Annotated in this window: 12 protein-coding genes; 2 read left to right on the plus strand and 10 right to left on the minus strand. The window is 64.6% G+C overall.

What is annotated here, in order from left to right; genetic code table 11:
• Positions 1-2 precede the first annotated feature (2 nt).
• The 9 genes from ACO054_RS10480 to ACO054_RS10520 form a co-directional block, all read right to left on the minus strand.
• Entirely contained in the window at positions 3-449 is a 447-nt protein-coding gene (locus ACO054_RS10480) for an NAD(P) transhydrogenase subunit alpha (RefSeq protein ID WP_421706516.1), read from the minus strand.
• On the minus strand, positions 439-1806 hold the full coding sequence (locus tag ACO054_RS10485; protein WP_421706517.1) for a Re/Si-specific NAD(P)(+) transhydrogenase subunit alpha: 1368 nt from the start codon (positions 1804-1806) through the stop codon (positions 439-441). The genes ACO054_RS10480 and ACO054_RS10485 overlap by 11 nt, the downstream gene beginning before the upstream one ends.
• 167 nt (positions 1807-1973) lie before the next feature.
• Entirely contained in the window at positions 1974-3035 is a 1062-nt protein-coding gene (locus tag ACO054_RS10490) for a quaternary amine ABC transporter ATP-binding protein (protein ID WP_421706518.1), read from the minus strand.
• Positions 3036-3048: 13 nt separating this feature from the next.
• A complete protein-coding gene (locus ACO054_RS10495; protein ID WP_421706519.1) occupies positions 3049-4086 on the minus strand; it encodes an ABC transporter permease in 1038 nt (345 codons plus the stop codon).
• A gap of 151 nt (positions 4087-4237) precedes the next feature.
• Complete coding sequence (locus tag ACO054_RS10500) at positions 4238-5203, minus strand: ABC transporter substrate-binding protein (protein ID WP_421706520.1); 966 nt, start codon at positions 5201-5203, stop codon at positions 4238-4240.
• Between the two features lie 495 nt (positions 5204-5698).
• Positions 5699-6142 carry a DUF4174 domain-containing protein gene (locus ACO054_RS10505; RefSeq protein ID WP_421706521.1) on the minus strand — a complete coding sequence of 148 codons (444 nt, stop codon included), beginning with the start codon at positions 6140-6142 and terminating at the stop codon, positions 5699-5701.
• Positions 6143-6284: 142 nt separating this feature from the next.
• Positions 6285-7679, minus strand: coding sequence for an ABC1 kinase family protein (locus ACO054_RS10510; protein ID WP_421706522.1), 1395 nt, complete (start codon positions 7677-7679; stop codon positions 6285-6287).
• Between the two features lie 85 nt (positions 7680-7764).
• Positions 7765-9759, minus strand: a complete 1995-nt coding sequence (locus tag ACO054_RS10515) for a PHA/PHB synthase family protein (protein WP_421706523.1) — start codon at positions 9757-9759, stop codon at positions 7765-7767.
• Positions 9760-9895: 136 nt separating this feature from the next.
• Positions 9896-11677: a M3 family oligoendopeptidase gene (locus ACO054_RS10520; RefSeq protein WP_421706524.1), complete on the minus strand. Its 1782-nt coding sequence runs from the start codon at positions 11675-11677 to the stop codon at positions 9896-9898.
• 159 nt (positions 11678-11836) lie between these two features.
• Between ACO054_RS10520 and ACO054_RS10525 the strand changes: the two genes are divergently transcribed.
• Positions 11837-13660: an AMP-dependent synthetase/ligase gene (locus ACO054_RS10525; RefSeq protein WP_421706525.1), complete on the plus strand. Its 1824-nt coding sequence runs from the start codon at positions 11837-11839 to the stop codon at positions 13658-13660.
• A gap of 356 nt (positions 13661-14016) precedes the next feature.
• Positions 14017-17535 carry an indolepyruvate ferredoxin oxidoreductase family protein gene (locus ACO054_RS10530; protein WP_421706526.1) on the plus strand — a complete coding sequence of 1173 codons (3519 nt, stop codon included), beginning with the start codon at positions 14017-14019 and terminating at the stop codon, positions 17533-17535.
• 26 nt (positions 17536-17561) lie between these two features.
• On the opposite strand, the gene ACO054_RS10535 is transcribed toward ACO054_RS10530, so the two are convergent.
• A complete protein-coding gene (locus ACO054_RS10535; RefSeq protein ID WP_421706527.1) occupies positions 17562-18323 on the minus strand; it encodes a class I SAM-dependent methyltransferase in 762 nt (253 codons plus the stop codon).
• Positions 18324-18457 lie beyond the last annotated feature (134 nt).

The following is an 18457-nucleotide window of genomic DNA, read 5'->3' on the forward strand; positions in this document are numbered from 1 at the left end:
CTCTAGTTGGCCCGGCCGCCGCTGGCGGCCTTCGGCTTCTTCTTGAACATCGAGAGCATGCGGTAGGTGACGATGAAGCCGCCGAAGATGTTCACGCTGGCGAGCGTGACGGCGATAAAGCCCATGGCCTCCGAGAACCCGAACTCCCCCGTGCCGGCAGCGATCAGAGCGCCGACGATGATGACCGAGGAAATGGCGTTGGTGACGCCCATCAGCGGCGAATGCAGCGCGGGTGTTACCGACCAAACGACGTGGTAGCCGACGAAGATCGCCAGGACGAAGACGGTCAGGCCGATCACTAGAGGCGAAGCACCCTCGGCGCCGCCCATGGCCGCCGTCTCGGCGGCGACTTGACCGACCTCGCCGGCCAGGGCCGCCAGGTCGCGCGACAGTTCGAGCGCGCGGTTGGCCAGGTCTGTTGCCTGTTCGACCAGCTGATCACTCGCCATTCTTCTGCTCCTCGCCCGTCTTCCTCATGTCCGGCTTGTCAGCCGTCTCCTGCGTCTTGCCCGTCTCGGACGCGCCGGCTGCGTCCGACTTCGGGTCGGCTGTCGGCTTCGAGTCGGCGGCCGGCTTCTTTTCAGCCGAAGCGTCGAACGCCTCCGCTTTCTTCGGCGCCTTCTTTGACGCAGTTTTGGGAGCGGACTTCTTGGCGGCAGGCTTAGTCGCCGGCTCCAGCTTCTCCAACGCCGGGTGGACGATCTTGCCGTCCTTGGCGATCAGCGTGCCCTTGACGATCTCGTCGTCCCAGTCGACAGCCAGGTCCTTCTTCTCCTTGTCGTAGAGCAGCGCGACGAAGTTGAAGAGGTTGTTGGCGTAGAGCATCGAAGTGTCGCTCGCCAGACGCCCCGGCAGGTTGTTGTGGGCGACGATCTTGACGCCATGCTTGACGGCGACCTTGCCCGCCTCGCTGGCCTCGACGTTTCCGCCGTTGTCGATCGCGAGATCGACGACGACCGAGCCGGGTTTCATCGATTTGACCATCTCCGTGGTCACCAAGCGCGGCGCCGGACGGCCGGGGATCAACGCCGTGGTGATGACCACATCCATCTTCTTGATGGTCTCGGCGATCAGCTCCGCCTGCTTCTTCTTGTAGTCGTCGCTCATCTCCTTGGCGTAGCCGCCAGCGGACTCCGCCTGCTTGAACTCCTCGTCCTCGACGGCGACGAACTTGCCGCCCAGGGACTCGACCTGTTCCTTGGCGGCCGGCCGCACGTCGGTCGCGGACACCAGTGCGCCGAGGCGTTTGGCCGTGGCGATGGCTTGCAGACCGGCGACGCCCGCGCCCATCACCAGCACCTGAGCCGGCGCGACCTTGCCGGCGGCCGTCATCATCAGCGGAAAGGCCCGGCCGAACTCGGCGGCGGCATCCACCACCGCCTTGTAGCCGGCGAGGTTGGCTTGGCTGGAGAGCACGTCCATCGACTGCGCCCGCGTGATGCGTGGCATGAAATCCATCGCGAAGGCGGTGACCCCGGCCTCCGCCAGCGCCTTTATCTCCTCGGGCGAACGATAGGGGTCGAGGATCGCGGCCAGCAGGCAACCCTTCGGCAGGTCGCCGATCTCCTTGGCTTCCGGGCCGCGCACCTTGAGCACCAGGGTCGCGTCCTTCAGGGCAGCGGCGGCATCGCCCGCGATCTCGGCACCAGCGTCCTTGTAGGCCGCGTCGACGAAGGCGGCGCCGGTGCCGGCACCCTTCTCGACCGCAACCTGGATACCCAGGCCGACCAGCTTCTTCACGCTTTCGGGGGAAGCGGCCACACGCGTCTCCTGCGCGCGCCGCTCCTTGAGGATGGCGATCTTCATAAGGCTCCGGCTCGTCTAGTGGCGGGCCGGCCCGGACGGGCCGACTCAGAGCGGTGCGTACCATGCCGCGCCCGCCCGTCTCAGGCAAGCCTCGCCTCGTCCCGCCAACCGCTTCGGCCGCTTGCCTGTACGTGTGGGCGACCCGTATGTACGCTTTTCGATCGGGATCAGGCCGCGCTCGAACGCACTCCATCATCCGACGCCCGAGTCGGAACGAGGGCCCGGACCAGATGGCTCATTTCCAGCGTTCCCACCGGCTGACCATCGCGCAGGACGCGAAACCGCGTGGCGACATCGCCGTCGGCCTTGGCGATGACGGACTCGAGTGTATCGTCGTGATCGACCTCGCCGTCGAAGCTGTCGCGCCCCCCCTGGCCCCGCTGCATCACGGAGCGCACCCTCAGAACGCGGGCCCGATTGATGTCGCTGACGAAGTCTTCGATGTAGCCGTCGGCGGGCTTGAGCAGGATGTGTTGCGGCTCACCCTGCTGGATGACGCAGCCGTCGTTCAGGATCACGAGATGGTCGGCGAGCTTGAGCGCCTCATCGAGATCGTGAGTAATGAACACGATGGTTTTCTTCAGCTCACGCTGCAACTCGATCAGCAGATCCTGCATATCGGTGCGGATCAGCGGATCGAGCGCGGAAAAGGCCTCGTCCATGAGCATGACCTCCGAGTTGGAGGTCAGGGCCCGAGCGATACCGACACGCTGCTGCATGCCGCCGGACAGCTGCCGGGGATAGTGATCGCCGTAGCCGTCGAGGCCGACCCGCTCGAGCCAATGGTTGGCCTCGTTTTCGTAGTCCTCGCGCCGATAGCCACGAGTCGCCAGGGCCATGCCGGCGTTCTCCAGAACGCTGCGATGCGGCAAGAGGGCGAACTTCTGGAAGACCATCGACATGCGTTCCTGGCGCAGATGCCGCAGCTGGTCGTCCGTGAACTCCAGCACATTGTCCCCGTCGACCCAGATCTCGCCGGCCGTCGGCTCGATCAGGCGGTTGAGATGGCGTATCAACGTCGACTTGCCGGACCCGGACAACCCCATGATGACCGTGATCTCCCCGGCCTTCATATCGATGTTGATATCCTTCAGCCCCAGCACGTGCGCGCGCTGCTCAAGCAGGTCATGCTTGTTCATGCCGGCGCGCACGTCGGCCAAGGCCGCCTGCGGGTCCATGCCGAAGATCTTGTAAAGACCGCGGATCGAGACCTTCACGTTTTCGCTCATTGCAGGCGTCTCCTCAGTCGGTCTTCTCGGGATTGATCCGCTGGAGCGACGCCTTGGTCACGCGATCGAGAATGACAGCCAGCAGAACGATGCCGAGACCGGCAACCAGTCCGACGCCAAGCTCGAGATTGCGGATGCCGCGCAGAACCAGGACGCCGAGCCCCGGCGCCGACACCAGGGACGCGATCACCACCATGGCCAGCGACATCATAATGGTCTGGTTCACGCCGGCCATGATTGTCGGCAAGGCGAGCGGAATCTGAACGCCGAACAGCTTCTGGCGCTCGGTCATGCCGAAGGCGTTGGCCGCCTCGACGACATCGGGATCGACCTGCCGGATCCCGAGATCGGTCAGCCGGATGACCGGGACGATGGCGTAGAGGATGATGGCGATGCCGTAGAGCTTCGACTCGGTCACGCTGAAAAGAAAGATCAGGGGGATCAGATAGACGAATGGCGGCAGGGTCTGCAGCATGTCCAGGACAGGAATTGTGCCGCGCTTCATGGTCTCGCTGCGCGACATCGCGATTCCGATCGGCACTCCGAAGAGCACACAGAGAAACGCGCAGACAAAGATGATCGAGAGCGTCTGCATCGCGTAGTCGTAGTGGTCGATAAACGCGAGGGCGAAGATGCACAGCGCGACGAAAGCGACAAGCCGGAGCGACCGCGAGACGGCGTAGGAGACGACCAGAAGCAGGGGGACGATGACGAACCAGGGGGTGTTCAGCACCACGAAGAGCGACCCGTCGAGCAACCAGCTGAGCGGTTGCGTGATCGGGTCCAGAACGACCTTGAGACCATCCTTCGCGGCGAGAAAGATCTCCTCCAGTCCCTTTGTCACGTTGCGGGTCTGCGGCATCGCGTTGCAGGCTTGATGCAGCGTATCCAGCGAGGGGAAAGGCAGGTCCCATAGGGATTGCGCTGCCGCGCCGTCTCCGCCGGCATTTCGGCCGAGCAGCTGGTCCATGGTCATGGGGCCGCCGCCGGCATCTCTGTCGCACCACTGGCGCAAACCCAAACTGTCGAAGACGGCGTCGTAGCTCGCCATATCTCACTGCTCTCCCAATACGCTCACTGCCGAGTCCGCCGACTGAAACGACCGCGGGCCTGCCGCGCCGTCCGCGTTGTCGAAAGGCTCCGCCCGACCAAAGAGAAAGGCAGGGCGGCCGAAGCCGCCCTGCCCCCTCGCTAGGCTCGGACTACTGCAGAACGTTCGACAGATTCTGGCGGGCGTCGTCGCTCAACCAATCGGCCCAGACATCCTGATGGGTCGTCAGGAAATAGACAGCGGCCTCTTCAGCCGAGGCGCCGTTCTCGTCCTTCCAGGCAAGAACCGAGTTCATCGTGTCCGTCTCGAAGCTGAGATTGCTCATCAACTGCGCAATCTCGGGCTCCCGCTCCTTGAAGGCGGCGGTCACGCTGGTCAGCACGGGCGCGGCCGGAAAATCGGAAACGCCGGGATTCGCCGCTTCAGCGTTCTGGTTGGTCGCATGAACGTCAGCGTCGTAGGCACCGATCTCGACGCGGGTCATGTCAAACTTCCCGAGCACGACGGTCGGGGCCCAATAGTAACCGAACCAGGGCTCTTCACTCTGATAGGCTGCGGCCAGGGAGGTGGCCAGCGTCTCGCCGGAGCCGTGGTTGAAGACCTCGACGCCACTCCCCTCCAGGTCCAGTGCCCGTGTCAGGTTGTCATTGACGATCCGGCAGCCCCAACCGCTCGGGCAGTTGTGGAAACGCCCCCCGACCAGATCGGGATTGGACATCACCCCTTCGATGGTCGTGAGTTCGGGATGCGCCTCGGCCAGATAGGTCGGGATCCACCAACCCTCGACACCGCCGGGCTGCAGGACCTCGGCAACGCGCTCGACCTTACCTTCGGACTCGAGCCGCTCGTAGACCTCGCCCGTCGAATTGAGCCACAGCTCCGTGACGATGTCGGGCTCCCCGTTCTCGGCGAGAGACGTCACCGCCGGCACCGTGTCCGACGGGACCCTCGTGACCTCGCAGCCATAGCCCTGCTCCATGATGAAGGAGGCAACGGTGGTGACGACCTGCGCAGAGACCCAGTTCATTTCCGTGATGGAAACTTCGCCGCAGTCGGCCTGCGCTGCGACAGGGAAAGCGACAAGACCGAACGCCAAGCTGATGGCGGTTTTCCTCATGTACCGATGTCTCCTTCGAAGGATGAAAAATCTGCCGCGATAGCTTGCAGGCGGCACTGCCGCACCCGCGTGACAACCGATCCGTCGGCAGAGATAGCCGGTCGGCCGGACCAACAGTCGAAGCGCTATCTGCTCGAAAGATCGACAAACGCGGTTCAGTGCGTCGCAAACCGCATACCGCTTGTCGCAACTGGGATAATTTTAAGGCTTTGGATCGAAACTTCAACCTCGGACAGGCACAGACCTCAATAACCGACTGCGCTCAGCTGAAAAGCATCAGTTAATTTTCAAACTCAGGTAGAATTATTTTCAATAATTCAAAAGCAATTACCGAACAAAAAAGCAAAAACCACAATTGCTTCGATTGCTATTTATAACTTCGCCGTTTTCATGAGATTTTTTCTGGAATACGACAAAATACGCGCCGAACACAAAGTGCCCGAACAAATCCTCAAGTTCGACTAGGCAGGCTGGACGGCTTGAGGGGCTGGACGGCTAACCGCCCAACTCCTGCTGGCGCATCGGCATGGCGTCGATGGCCTCGAACAGCTTGTCGGCCGGGATCGGGGTGTCGGAGGAGAGCTTCGCCGCACCGTCCTTGCCTACCAGAACGGCCTTAAAACCATCCTGCGGGGCATCGAAGCGTTCGCGCAGCGCCACCGGATCCAGGGCCGGCTCGGACAGGGCGTCGACGCGTACCGGTTCGACCCCAATCACCTCGACCGGCAGAAGGTCGCGGTCGCTGACGTCGACGGAGTTACGCAGAAGCTGCTGCATCTGTTGCTCGTAGCTGTCGTCGACCACGGTTGGCGCAAAAACCACCAGAAGGCGGCTCTTCCAGCGATAGTCCTCAAGGGGCTCAGCCAAGGCCACCGCGCTCGGCAGGGCGAGGGCGAGGCAGAAGGTAATCGTCTTAACGGCGAGGCCAGGAATTCTCAACGCAGCTATCCTCAGATAAACCTTAGGATCTGCATCAAACCTCAGAAGGGCTATGGCGCGGCGAGAGAATTCCGTGAACTTCTTAGAGCAGGATCGGCTTAAGTAGAAGCCAGACGCTTCCACCTGAGACGTGAATTGCTCTCTAGGGAATCTCTTCGGGCAGCCCGACCTGTTTCAAGGCGGACTTCTGGCGCTTCTCCAGCTGCTTGGGGTCGAAACCCTCGATCAGTTCGTTGAAGACCCGATGCCAGTTGATCTCGGCCTGCAGGTGGATGAAGACGCTGCCCAGGCCGACCGCGGCCCGGTCCATCAGCACAAACTCGCGCGGCGGCTTCACGCCCCCGTGCTTGCGCAGCTCGCGATGCACGCGGCTGATGGTGCGCGCGCCCTCCGCCCCGCTTGAGCCCTCATGGATCGACTGGACCCGATCCTCCAGCAGCGGCCGGTAGATGAAGCGCGCCCAAATGTTCAGGACCTGAAGCACGTCCTTGCGCTTGGCCGTCTCGCCGAAGCCCCAGGCGGTGTAGGCCTCGACCGCCAGGTCGTCGTCGTCGTCGCGCAGGGCATGATAGAGGTCGATCACGCCCTTGATGAAGGCCGGGCGGAAGACCCGGATGCAGCCGAAATCGAGCAGGTTGACCGAGGCGTCGTCGTTGATCGTGTAATTGCCCAGATGCGGGTCGCCGTGGATGACGCCGTAGTAGTAGAGCGGCACGTACCAGGCGCGGAACATGTTCAGCGCCGCTCGGTTACGTACCTCCTGATCGGGATTGGCCTCCGCGAAGTCCAACAGACGGCGCCCGTCGAGCCATGTCATGGTCAGGATGCGCTTGCTGGTCAGCTCCATCAGCGGCTCGGGCGCCCGGACCTGCGCCTCCTTGGCGAGCATCAGGCGGTAGAGGGCGATGTGCCGCCCCTCGCGCTCGTAGTCCAGCTCCTCATGCAGCCGGGCCACCAGCTCCTTGTAGATGTCCGAGGTGTCGATGGTGGAGTCGTACTGACGGTAAACCCGAAAGGCCCAGCGCAGCTGCTCGACGTCGGCCTCGACGTTGGATGCCATGTCCGGGTACTGCAGCTTGACTGCCAATTCTCGCCCATCGTGGGACTCGGCGCGATGCACTTGACCGAGCGATGCCGCCGCCGCCGCCTCTCTGTCGAAGCGCGCGAACTTCTTTTCCCAGCCGGCGCCCAGTTCCGTGCGCATGCGCCGGCGCACGAAGGCCCAGCCCATCGGCGGGGCATTGTGCTGCAGCTGCCGCAGTTCGCGGGCGTAGTCTTCCGGCAAGGCCTCCGGGATCGTCGCCAGGATCTGCGCGGCCTTCATCAGGGGACCCTTGAGCCCACCCAGCGCGTCGCGCAGTTCGCCCGAGTGCTTCTTGGCGTCGAGCTGACGCCCGAAGAGGCGCTTGCCGGCAAGCTGGGCGGCCAGGCCGCCAACCTGTCCGCCGACCTGCGCATAGCGCTTGACCCGGCGGGAGAAGCGGGAGTCGTCGTCGAAGACGTCGTCGGCGTCGCTGTCGAAGTCTGTTTTGCTCATGTCCTGCGGCATTCTCCGTTCGCCGCATGACATGGCGCCCGATGCCCCCAAAGTCCATGGGGGCGCGGACGATGTCGCCTGAACGTCAGCTTTGGTGCACGTAGAGCCCAGGCGCAGGCTCCAGGGGCGGAAAGCCAGCTTCCCGATTGCCCAGATCCGGCGGCGCGCCGCAGCGGGCGGAGCGCGCGGCCAGCCAAGCGACCCACTCGGGCCACCAGGAGCCCTTGTGCACCGGCGTCTCGCGCTGCCAGCGGTCGGGGTCCTTGTAATGCTCGCCGTCATGGGCGGTCGCGACCTGGTAGATGCGGCGCGGATGCCCGACGGGGGTAACGATCCCGCTGTTGTGCCCGCCCGAGGTCAGCAGAAAGGTCACGTCCACGTCGACCAGCAGGTGGATCTTGTAGACCGACTTCCAGGGCGCGACGTGGTCTTTCTGGGTGCCGACCGCGAAGATCGGCACAGAGATATCGGTCAGGGCTACCGGCCGGTCGCCGACCCGGTACTGACCGCGCGCCAGACGGTTTTCGTGGAACAGCTGCTCCAGATACTCCGCATGCATGGCGGCCGGCATGCGGGTGGCGTCGTCGTTCCAGGCCATCAGGTCGTTCTTGTCGTCCCGCACGCCGAAGAAATACTCGTGTAGCAGACGGGAGTAGATCAGATCGTTGGGCCGCAGCATTTGAAAGGCGCCGGACATCTGCTTGGTGTCCAGATAGCCCTGCTGCCACATCATGTCCTTCAGGAAGGCAAGCTGGCTGGAGTCGATGAAGAGACTCAGCTCGCCCGGTTCGGTGAAGTCGGTCTGAGCCGCCAGAAGGGTGACCGTCTTAAGGCGCTTGTCGTCGTCGCGCGCCATGGCGGCGGCACCGATCGACAGCAGGGTCCCGCCGAGGCAGTAGCCCAGGGCGTGGGTGCTGGTCTTCGGCCCACAGATGGCCGCGATCGCATCCAGGGCGGCAAGCAGCCCCGTATCCAAATAGTCGCGCATGTCCAAACTGCGGTCGTCGCTGTCGGGATTCTTCCAGGAGATGGCGAAAACCGTGAAACCCTGTTCCGTTAGGTAGCGAATCAGCGACTTCTCGGGCGAAAGGTCGAGGATGTAGTACTTCATGATCCAGGCCGGGACGATCAGGATCGGTTCGGGCCGCACCTTCTCCGTCCGGGGTGCGTACTGGATCAGCTCGATCAGACGGTTGCGGTAGACGACGCGGCCGGGCGTCGCGGCAACCTCACGACCCGGCCGGTACTGCCGGGCCCGGGCCGGCTTCTTGCCGGTCATGCGGTATTCGACGTCCTCCGCGAAGTTCTCCAGACCACGCAGCAGGTTGGCGCCCCCCTGCTCCAGCGTCGTCTTCTGCAGCACCGGGTTGGTTGCCAGGAAGTTGCTGGGCGCCCAGAGATCAAGCGCCTGGCGTGTCATGAAGGAGGTGACGGCCTCGTGGTGCGAGGAAACACCGCGCACGTCGGTCGTCGCCTTTTCCCACCAGCGCTGGGTCAGCAGGAAGCCCTGGACCATCAGGTTATAGGGCGGCGACGTCCAGGCTTCGTCGTCGAAGCGCTTGTCTCCTTTGGCCGGCGAGATCAGGTCGGCCGTCGGTTGGCCCGCCAGAGCGTGGGCGGCGTAGAAACCGAAACGAACCGCCTTGTTCCAGGCGTACTGCCACAGCTCCCCCTGCTTGCCCGGCGAACAGGCGAAGTTGATCGCCCAATCGGAAAAGGCGCGGTTGAGCGAGGCTGGCGAGACGCCCTTGGTCAGGCGGGCGATGGTCGCATTGACCATGCGGTCCAGATGCTCGGCCGCCAGATCGCCCTGCTCGTCCGGGTCGGGCGCTGGCGGCTCGTGGTAGACATCGCTGGCCGGCGGCGGAACGGGAAGCGGCGGAACGGGAAGCGGCGGATCGGCTACGACGGGCGCCGCCTCAGTTGCAGCGGAGGTCGGCCCGGTCGGCGCAGCCATCTCCGCAGCGCCGCCGTTCGGCTTAGGCGGCCGGTTCCCGCGCGCGGTGCGGCGAGCGCCCCCGCGCACCTTTGGCTCAGACTTACGCGACCGGTCGCCGCGCGTCTGGGACTGATCGGACATCGATGAACCTCGCGCTTTCCGCCGGCCGGCGCTCTGGGCACCCTGCCTGAACCGTCATGTTCGCATCAACACACACGACCTGGCATGAGGTCGGTCAAGTGCCAGTGACGCTTCCATGAAAGTTGCGCGACAGCCGTCAGTCGAGCCGTTCCAGCTCGTCGATCATGCCCTCCACGACACCGAGGCCCCTTCGCCAGAAGGCCGGGTCGCCGGCGTCCAAGCCGAAGGGTGCCAGCAGCTCGCGATGCCTCTGGCTGCCGCCGGCGCGCAGCAGCTCCAGATACTTCTCCGCGAAGCCGGCCTCGGCGTCCTGATAGACGGCATAGAGCGAGTTCACGAGACAGTCGCCGAAGGCGTAGGCGTAGACATAGAAGGGCACGTGGATGAAGTGCGGGATGTAGGCCCAGAAGACCCGGTAGTCCTCGTCGAACTCGAAGGCCGGACCTAGAGACTCCCGCTGGGTGCGCATCCAGATCTCGCCCAGGTCCTCGGGCAGCAGTTCGCCCCGCTTGCGGCCGTCGTGAACCTCCGTCTCGAAGCGGTGGAAGGCGATCTGCCGGACCACAGTGTTCAGCATGTCCTCCACCTTGCCGGCCAGCATGATCTTGCGCTTCGCCGGGTCCGTCGTACCGCGCAGCAAGGCCTGGAAGGTCAGCATCTCGCCGAAGACGCTGGCGGTCTCCGCCAGGGTCAGCGGCGTCATCGACATGAGGTGACCCTGGCCGCCGGCCAGGACCTGATGCACGCCGTGGCCCAGTTCGTGCGCCAGGGTCATCACGTCGCGCACCCGCCCCTGATAGTTCAGCAGCAGATAGGGATGCGCGCTGGGGACCGTCGGATGGGCGAAGGCACCGGAGGCCTTGCCGGGACGTACCGGCGCATCGACCCAGGGACGGTCGAAGAAGCGGCGGCCGACCTCAGCCAGTTCCGGTGAGAACTGGCCGTAGGCGTCCAGCACGGTCGTGCGGGCCTCGTCCCAGGGAATGGTGCGGTCGTCGTCGCCAGGCAGCGGCGCGTTGCGATCCCAGTAAGGCAGCTTGTCCTTGCCCATCCACTTGGCTTTCAGGGCGTAGTAGCGGTGGGACAGCTTCGGGTAGGCCTCAGTCACCGCCGCGACCAGGGCATCGACCACCTCGTCCTCGACGAAGTTGGCGAGGTTGCGGGAGGAAACCGCACGCTTGAAGCCGCGCCAGTCGTCCTCGATGGCCTTGTCCTTGGCCAGGGTGTTGGTGATGTGCGCAAAGAGCCGGGCGTTGTCCCTCAGCACCTTGGCGAAGCACTTCGCGGCGCGCTCGCGGGTCTTGGCGTCGTGGTCGCTCAAACGGTTCAGGATCTCCGCATTGGTCAGTTCCTCCCCGTCCAGCGGGAAGCGCAGCCCCGCCATGGTTTCGTCGAACAGACGGGTCCAGGCGCTACGGCCGGACAGCTGCTTCTCATGCAGCAGCCGCTCGACCTCGTCCTCCAGCTGGTGCGGGCGCAGGGCGCGGATGTCGCGTAGCCAGGGCCGGTAGCGCGCCAAGTCGGGACTCTCCAGCTTGCGCTCCAGCTCGGCCTCTTCGACACGGTTCAGTTCCAGCGTGAAGAACAGCAGCGTCGAGGAGATGCGCGTCGCCGCCTCCTGGCAGGCCTGGTAGAATTTGCCGTTGGCACCCTCGCTCATGTCGCCGGCATAGACCAATTGGGCGTAGCTCATGAGTCGGCCCAGCCGTTCCTCCAGAGCCTCGTAACGGCGCACCGCGGCACCGAGCTGCGTGCCGGAAAGCGTCTCGAGCTGACCGAGATGCTCTCCCTGAAAGGCGCGAGCTTCGGCCTCCAGAGCGTCGATCTCGGCCTGAACCTCGGGCCCATCGCGCGCGGGGAAGAGGTCGCTCAGATCCCACTCCGGCAGCTTGCCTAACTTTTCCACGGGTTGGCTCATGCCGAAACTCCCTATTTCCCTGCTGTTATGCTTGAATTCACTGCGTGCGACCGCATTTATGCCCGAGCTTTCTGGCGGCCAACGCCGAACGCGCCCGCCCCGAAAGAGCTCAACAGAACAGATAGGCGGCGCGACAGGGAAAAGGGAGAGGCCTTTACGATGGATTATGCGGCCTGGAACAACCTCTGCGATATCTTCTTCCATCAAGCGCGCGCCCACAAGACGCAGAACCTGCTTTGGGCCAAGCGTGACGGCCGCTGGCAGCCCTGGACCTGGGCGAAGGTGGACCAGGCGGTACGCGACCTCTCGCGTGGCCTGCGCGCGCTTGGCGTCAAGCCGGGCGACCGCGTGGTCATCGTCGCAGAGAACCGGCCGGAGTGGTTCATTGCAGACCTGGCCATCGTCGCCAGCGGCGCCATCACGGTCCCGGCCTACATCACCAACACCGAAAGCGACCACCGCCACATCCTGACGGACAGCGGCGCGGTCGGCGCCATCGTCTCGGGCCCTGCCCTGGCGAAGGCGCTGCTGCCGGCCGCCAAACAGGCGCCGGACTGCAAGTGGCTGCTCTCGATGGCGGAACTGGACGTCAAGCAGTCGAGCGTTCTGGCCTATCACGACTGGGACAGCGTGATGGGTCAGGGCAAGGACCTGCCGGACGACGTGGAGGAAGTGGCAAGCCGCGCCAAGCGCGACGACGCCTGCTGTTTCATCTACACCTCGGGCACCGGCGGCACGCCGAAGGGCGTCATCCAGACCCACGGCAACATTCTCTGCAACTGCCTGGGCGCCTACGACCTGCTGGAGGAGTACGGTCTGGAGAAGGAGATTTTCTTGTCCTTCCTGCCGCTGTCTCATTCCTACGAGCATACCTGCGGCCACTTCTTCCCGATCACCATCACGGCGCAGATCTACTACGCCGAAGGCGTTGAGCAGCTTCTGAACAATCTGTCTGAAGTGCGCCCGACGGTGATGACGGCGGTGCCGCGGCTCTACGAATCCATCCACCAGCGCATTCGCGCCGGTCTCAAAAAGCAGTCGCCCTTCAAGCAAAAACTCTTTGCCAAGGCGGAAGCCTTGGGCCGCAAGCGCTACCACGATCCGGACAGCTTGACGCTCTGGGATCGCCTGGTCGATCTGGTCGTCGACAAGCTGGTCCGCGACAAGGTGCGCGGCCGCTTCGGCGGTCGTCTCAAGGCCATGGTCTCGGGCGGCGCCGCACTCAACCCGGACATCGGCATCTTCTTCCAGGCGCTGGGCCTGAAGGTCCTGCAGGGCTACGGCCAGACCGAGGCCGGCCCCGTTGTCTCCTGCAACCGCTCGACCCGCGTCAGGATGGACACGGTCGGCCCGCCGCTGAAAGAAGTCGAGGTCAAGATCGCCGAAGACGGGGAAATCCTGGTGCGCGGCGAACTGGTGATGAAGGGGTATTGGAACAACGAGGAAGCCACGGCCGAGGCAATTCAGGACGGCTGGCTGCATACCGGCGACATCGGCGAGATCGACAGCGACGGCTATATCCGCATCACCGACCGCAAGAAGGACATCGTCGTGCTGTCCGGCGGCGACAACGTATCGCCCGCGCGGATCGAGGGCTTCCTGACCCTGCAGCCCGAGATCAACCAAGCGATGGTGGTCGGCGACAAGCGCCCCTACTTGGTCGGGCTGTTGGTGCCGGACGACGAGTGGGTGCGCGGCTGGGCGAAGGAGCAGGGCAAGCCCACCGACCTGGCCGTGCTGCGCGAGGACGGCGACTTTCGCAAGGCCCTGCAGAACGTGATCGAACAAGTCAATCAGCAGGTCTCCAACCTGGAGCGCGTCCGGCGCTTCACCGTCGCGCCCGAGTCCTTCACGGTCGAAAATCACATGATGACGCCGACCATGAAGATCCGCCGGCACGTCATCAAGCAGGAGTACGGGCCGCTGCTCGACGGTCTCTACGACGGTAAAGGCGGAGCCAAGGCCTCAGCGGCCGCGCGCTGAGGCCAGTCGAGACGCAGCTGGCGGAGTCACGAACCGGCAATCCCGATTTCGTTTGTCTTCGCGCCGGCGAAGCGACCGTTTTTCCCGTCGCTCTCCCGTAAGGGCAGAGGCAGCTTCACAGACCCTACGAAGATAAGGGTTATGGTAAACTGCCCCTCGACAAATAGGTCAGCATTCATTACCTTTTTTGTCAGGCCGGTCGATACCAGAGTCCTGGTTAGGAACCGGTAGACGCCGAGGCGTAGCGAGACCCAAGCCCGATCGACCGGCTGGTCGCCGCAGTGGTGACAGGACCGGCCAAAAAACGAGGCTCGCGCGCGGCGGCAGACAGTGCCATCCGGGAGGACGCGAGATCGATGCCTGAGGCTTCTGTTAGACTCGACGACAAGTACACGCTGGACAGCGGTCGCATCTTCCTGACCGGCACTCAGGCGTTGGTGCGCCTGCCGATGATGCAGCGTCAGCGCGACCTTGCCGCCGGCCTGGATACCGCAGCCTTCATCTCCGGCTACCGCGGCTCGCCGCTGGGCGGCCTGGACCAGCAGCTCTGGAAGGCGCGCAAGTACCTCAAGGACAACCAGGTCCACTTCCAGCCCGGCGTCAACGAGGATCTGGCGGCGACCGCCGTCTGGGGATCGCAGCAGACCGAGTTGTTCGGCGATGCGAAGCACGATGGCGTCTTCGCCATGTGGTACGGCAAGGGCCCCGGCGTCGACCGCTGCGGCGATGTCTTCCGCCACGGCAACTTCGCCGGCAGTCACGCCAAAGGCGGCGTGCTGCTGCTGGCCGGGGACGACCATGCGGCCAAGTCCTCCACCACCGCCCACCAGTGCGAATACACCTTCATGGACGCCATGATCCCGGTGCTCAATCCGGCCGGCGTTCAAGAGTTTCTCGACCTCGGCCTCTACGGCTGGGCGATGAGCCGTTTTTCCGGCTGCTGGATCGGCTTCAAAACCATCACTGAAACAGTGGATGCGACCGCCAGCGTCTACGTCGACCCGAACCGCATTCAGATCGCACTGCCTCAGGACTTCGAGCTGCCGCCGGGCGGCCTGAACATCCGTTGGCCCGATCCGGTTCTGGAAGCCGAGGAGCGACATCACCGGCACAAGCTCTATGCCGCGCTGGCCTTCGCGCGCGCCAACAAGCTGGACCGCACGGTGCTGGACTCCCCGAAGCGCCGCTTCGGGATCATTACGGCCGGCAAGGCCTATCTGGACACCATGCAGGCTCTGGAGGATCTGGGGATCGACGCGGCTCTGGCCGCCGAACTGGGACTGTCGGTCTACAAGGTCGGAATGTCCTGGCCGCTGGAACAGAGTGGCATCCGCGCCTTCGCCGAGGGCCTGGAGGAAATCCTGATCGTCGAGGAGAAGCGGGCGGTCATCGAGAACCAGGTCAAGGAACAGCTCTACAACTGGCAGGCCGACCGACGGCCGCGCATCACCGGCAAGTTCGACCGCAACTACCCGGACGAACCGGCCGAGATGCAGCTTCCCTCCTACTCCGAAATCAATCCGGGCCTCGTCGCGGCCTCCCTGACGAAGCTGCTGGAGCGCCACGGGGTGTTGCCCGAGGCGCAGCGTGAGCGCGCCCAGTTCTTGGCCCAGAAAGACAAGGCCCGGCGCAGCACCGCCAAGGCACCGATCGAGCGCGTCCCCTACTTCTGCTCCGGCTGCCCGCACAACACCTCGACCAAGGTTCCCGAGGGCTCGCGCGCCCTGGCCGGTATCGGCTGCCACTACATGGCGCAGTGGATGGACCGCAACACGGAGACCTTCACCCAGATGGGCGGCGAAGGCGTGCCCTGGGTCGGACAGGCGCCCTTCGTGACCAGCGAGCATGTCTTCGCCAACCTGGGCGACGGCACCTACTTCCATTCCGGCATCCTGGCGGTGCGCGCCGCCGTCGCCGCCGACGTCAACATCACCTACAAGGTGCTCTACAACGACGCCGTGGCGATGACCGGCGGCCAGCCGCACGACGGCCCGTTGGACCCGGCCATGATCACGCGCCAGCTTCATGCGGAAGGCGTGAAGAAAATCATCCTGGTCTCGGACGAACCGGACAAGTACCCCCTCGGCACCGACTGGGCGCCGGGCGTGACATTCGAGCACCGGGACGAGCTGGACCGAGTGCAGAGGGACCTGCGCGACATTCCCGGCGTCACCGCCATCGTCTACGACCAGACCTGCGCGGCGGAGAAGCGGCGGCGGCGCAAGCGCGGCCTCTATCCCGACCCGCCGAAGCGCGTCTTCATCAACGACGCGGTCTGCGAGGGCTGCGGCGACTGTTCGGTCAAGTCCAACTGCGTCTCCGTGGTGCCGCAGGAGACCGAGTTCGGCACCAAGCGCAAGATCGATCAGTCGAGCTGCAACAAAGACTTCTCCTGCCTCAAGGGCTTCTGCCCCAGCTTCGTGACGGTGCACGGGGCCGAACCCCGGAAAGGCGGCAGTAAGCCGACGGGCGATGCGGCGGCGACCGATACCTGGGAGGCGCTGCCAGAACCGCAGCTTCCGAGTCTCGACCGGCCCTACGGTATCCTGATTTCCGGCGTCGGCGGCACCGGCGTCGTGACCATCGGCGCACTGCTCGGCATGGCCGCGCACATCGAGGGTAAGGGCGTCAGCCTGCTCGACATGGCCGGCCTCGCCCAGAAGGGCGGCGCCGTCCTCAGCCATATCCGACTGGCCCAGCGCCCGGAAGACCTGCATGCCGTCAGGATCTCCGCCGGCGGTGCGAACCTGGTGCTCGGCTGCGACCTGGTGGTCGCCAGCAGCCCGGAGGCGCTGACCAAGGTCAGCAAGGGACGGACCCGCGCCGTCATCAACAGCCACGAGACGGTGACCGGAGAGTTCACCCGGAACTCCACGACCTACAAGTTCCCGAGCCGGGCTCTGGTCGAGACGATCCAGGATGCGGTCGGTCCGGAGACGGCTGAGTTCGTCGAGGCGACGGCGGTTGCCGAGGCGCTAATGGGCGATTCCATCGCGACCAACCTCTTCATGCTCGGTTACGCTTGGCAGAAGGGCCTGGTTCCGCTTAGCCGGGCCGCCATCGAGCAGGCGATCCAACTCAACGCCGTGGCGGTGGCCTTCAACCAAGAGGCCTTCCTCTGGGGCCGCCGCGCCGCCGCCGATCTCAAGCGGGTGACGGAGACCGCCCTGCCTGACGCGAAGCCGGCGGAGGCGGCCAAGCCCCAGACCCTGGAGGAGCTGGTCGAGCGCCGCGTCGCCTTCCTGACCGACTATCAGAACGCGGCCTATGCCGAACGCTATCGCAAAGTCGTCGAGCGGGCGCGTCAGGCCGAGGCGGAGAAAACGCCGGGCCGCAGCGGCTTCGCCGAAGCGGTGGCCCGCTACGCCCACAAGGTGATGGCCTACAAGGACGAGTACGAAGTTGCTCGGCTGCATGCCGACCCGGCCTTCCGGCAGAAGCTGGAGCGGCAGTTCGCCGGCAGCTACAAGCTGACCTTCCACCTGGCGCCGCCGCTGATCTCCCAGCGCGATCCGGAGACGGGCGAATTGAAGAAGCGCGAGTTCGGCCCCTGGCTGCTGCCGGTCTTCCGGACGATGGCCAAGCTGAAGGGGCTGCGCGGCACGGCCTTCGACATCTTTGGCTACACCGAAGAGCGCAAGGAGGAGCGCAAGCTGATCGCCGACTATGTGGCGCTGGTCGAGGAGTTGAGCGGCAAGCTAACGCCAGAGAACCACGCTCTGGCCGTGGAACTCGCCGAAATCCCGGATCAGATTCGCGGCTACGGTCACGTAAAGGAGCGGAACCTGGAGGCCGCCCGCAATCGCTGGGACGAGCTGTTGGCGGATTTCCTGGATCCGGCTCCGGCACCGCTGACGCGGGAAGCCGCCGAGTAGAAAGCGCTTAAAGCCGCGCGTTCCGGTCAGCCTGGATTTCGGGCGACGAAAAAGACGTAGCCGTAAGAGTCCCAGAAACGACGGCGGACCTCGATCTCCCGCTCGGTCGTTGCGACCACCTCCAGCGCAGCCGGATCATCGGCGTAGCGCTGTTTGAGCTGCGGAAGCTTGGCGGCCAAGGGGGTGTAGTAGTCGTCCCACCAAGCCGCATCAGGCAGTGTGAACTGCCCAAGCAGCTCATAGCCACAGGCTTTCACGCTCGTAAGGTTGGCCTCCAGGGTGGTCATTGCCGGATACTCCTCCCGGAAGAAAGCCAGAGCTTCGTCCGGCGGATCGGGCCGCAGCCATGTCAGCTCCGTCACCGCGAGGCAGCCGCCAGGTTTGAGCAGCCGACGCCAGGTCCGAAAGGCGGCCTCAAAACCCATGATGTAGGCGGACCCCTCCGCCCAGATGAGATCGAAGCTCCGGTCCGGAAACGGCAGCTGCGCCATGTCGCCGGCCAGGACCTCTAGTCGCTCGGCCAAACCCGCTGCGGCGGCGCGCCGGATTAGGCTGTCCAGGTACTCCTGCAACAGATCGACCGCCGTAATCTGCCCGTCCAAGGCGTCCGCCAAGACGAGCGTCTGCAGGCCCGGACCGCAGCCGACATCCAGAACGGCGGGGCGGTCCGGCAGACCGCGACAGAGGGCTAAGGCTTCGAGGGTGCTCTGGGCGGCGCCCGGCCCCTGCCGCGGTAACCCCCGCTGTACCTCGAGAAAAACCTCAAAGAGGCGAGCTTCTTCGTCCATGAATTGCCGATCCTTCTGTCGGCCCGAAGAGAGGCCCTAGAGTGCGGTCAAGCCGCCACACTCGGCCTTGGCGACACTTTCGACGTTGAGAACAGGCTCCGCACCTTTATAAGTTGTCGTGCAGTCCTTGAGTC

This window comes from Algihabitans sp. (genome assembly GCF_965226985.1).
Taxonomy (GTDB): Bacteria; Pseudomonadota; Alphaproteobacteria; order Kiloniellales; family DSM-21159; genus Algihabitans.

Bases quoted from the DNA above. Each gene is read 5' to 3' on its own strand.
- ACO054_RS10495 (WP_421706519.1), bottom strand. From the start codon at position 4,086: ATGGCGAGCTACGACGCCGTCTTCGACAGTTTGGGTTTGCGCCAGTGG.
- ACO054_RS10510 (WP_421706522.1), bottom strand. From the start codon at position 7,679: ATGAGCAAAACAGACTTCGACAGCGACGCCGACGACGTCTTCGACGAC.
- ACO054_RS10500 (WP_421706520.1), bottom strand. From the start codon at position 5,203: ATGAGGAAAACCGCCATCAGCTTGGCGTTCGGTCTTGTCGCTTTCCCT.
- ACO054_RS10530 (WP_421706526.1), top strand. From the start codon at position 14,017: ATGCCTGAGGCTTCTGTTAGACTCGACGACAAGTACACGCTGGACAGC.
- ACO054_RS10535 (WP_421706527.1), bottom strand. From the start codon at position 18,323: ATGGACGAAGAAGCTCGCCTCTTTGAGGTTTTTCTCGAGGTACAGCGG.
- ACO054_RS10525 (WP_421706525.1), top strand. From the start codon at position 11,837: ATGGATTATGCGGCCTGGAACAACCTCTGCGATATCTTCTTCCATCAA.
- ACO054_RS10485 (WP_421706517.1), bottom strand. From the start codon at position 1,806: ATGAAGATCGCCATCCTCAAGGAGCGGCGCGCGCAGGAGACGCGTGTG.
- ACO054_RS10515 (WP_421706523.1), bottom strand. From the start codon at position 9,759: ATGTCCGATCAGTCCCAGACGCGCGGCGACCGGTCGCGTAAGTCTGAG.
- ACO054_RS10480 (WP_421706516.1), bottom strand. From the start codon at position 449: ATGGCGAGTGATCAGCTGGTCGAACAGGCAACAGACCTGGCCAACCGC.
- ACO054_RS10520 (WP_421706524.1), bottom strand. From the start codon at position 11,677: ATGAGCCAACCCGTGGAAAAGTTAGGCAAGCTGCCGGAGTGGGATCTG.
- ACO054_RS10490 (WP_421706518.1), bottom strand. From the start codon at position 3,035: ATGAGCGAAAACGTGAAGGTCTCGATCCGCGGTCTTTACAAGATCTTC.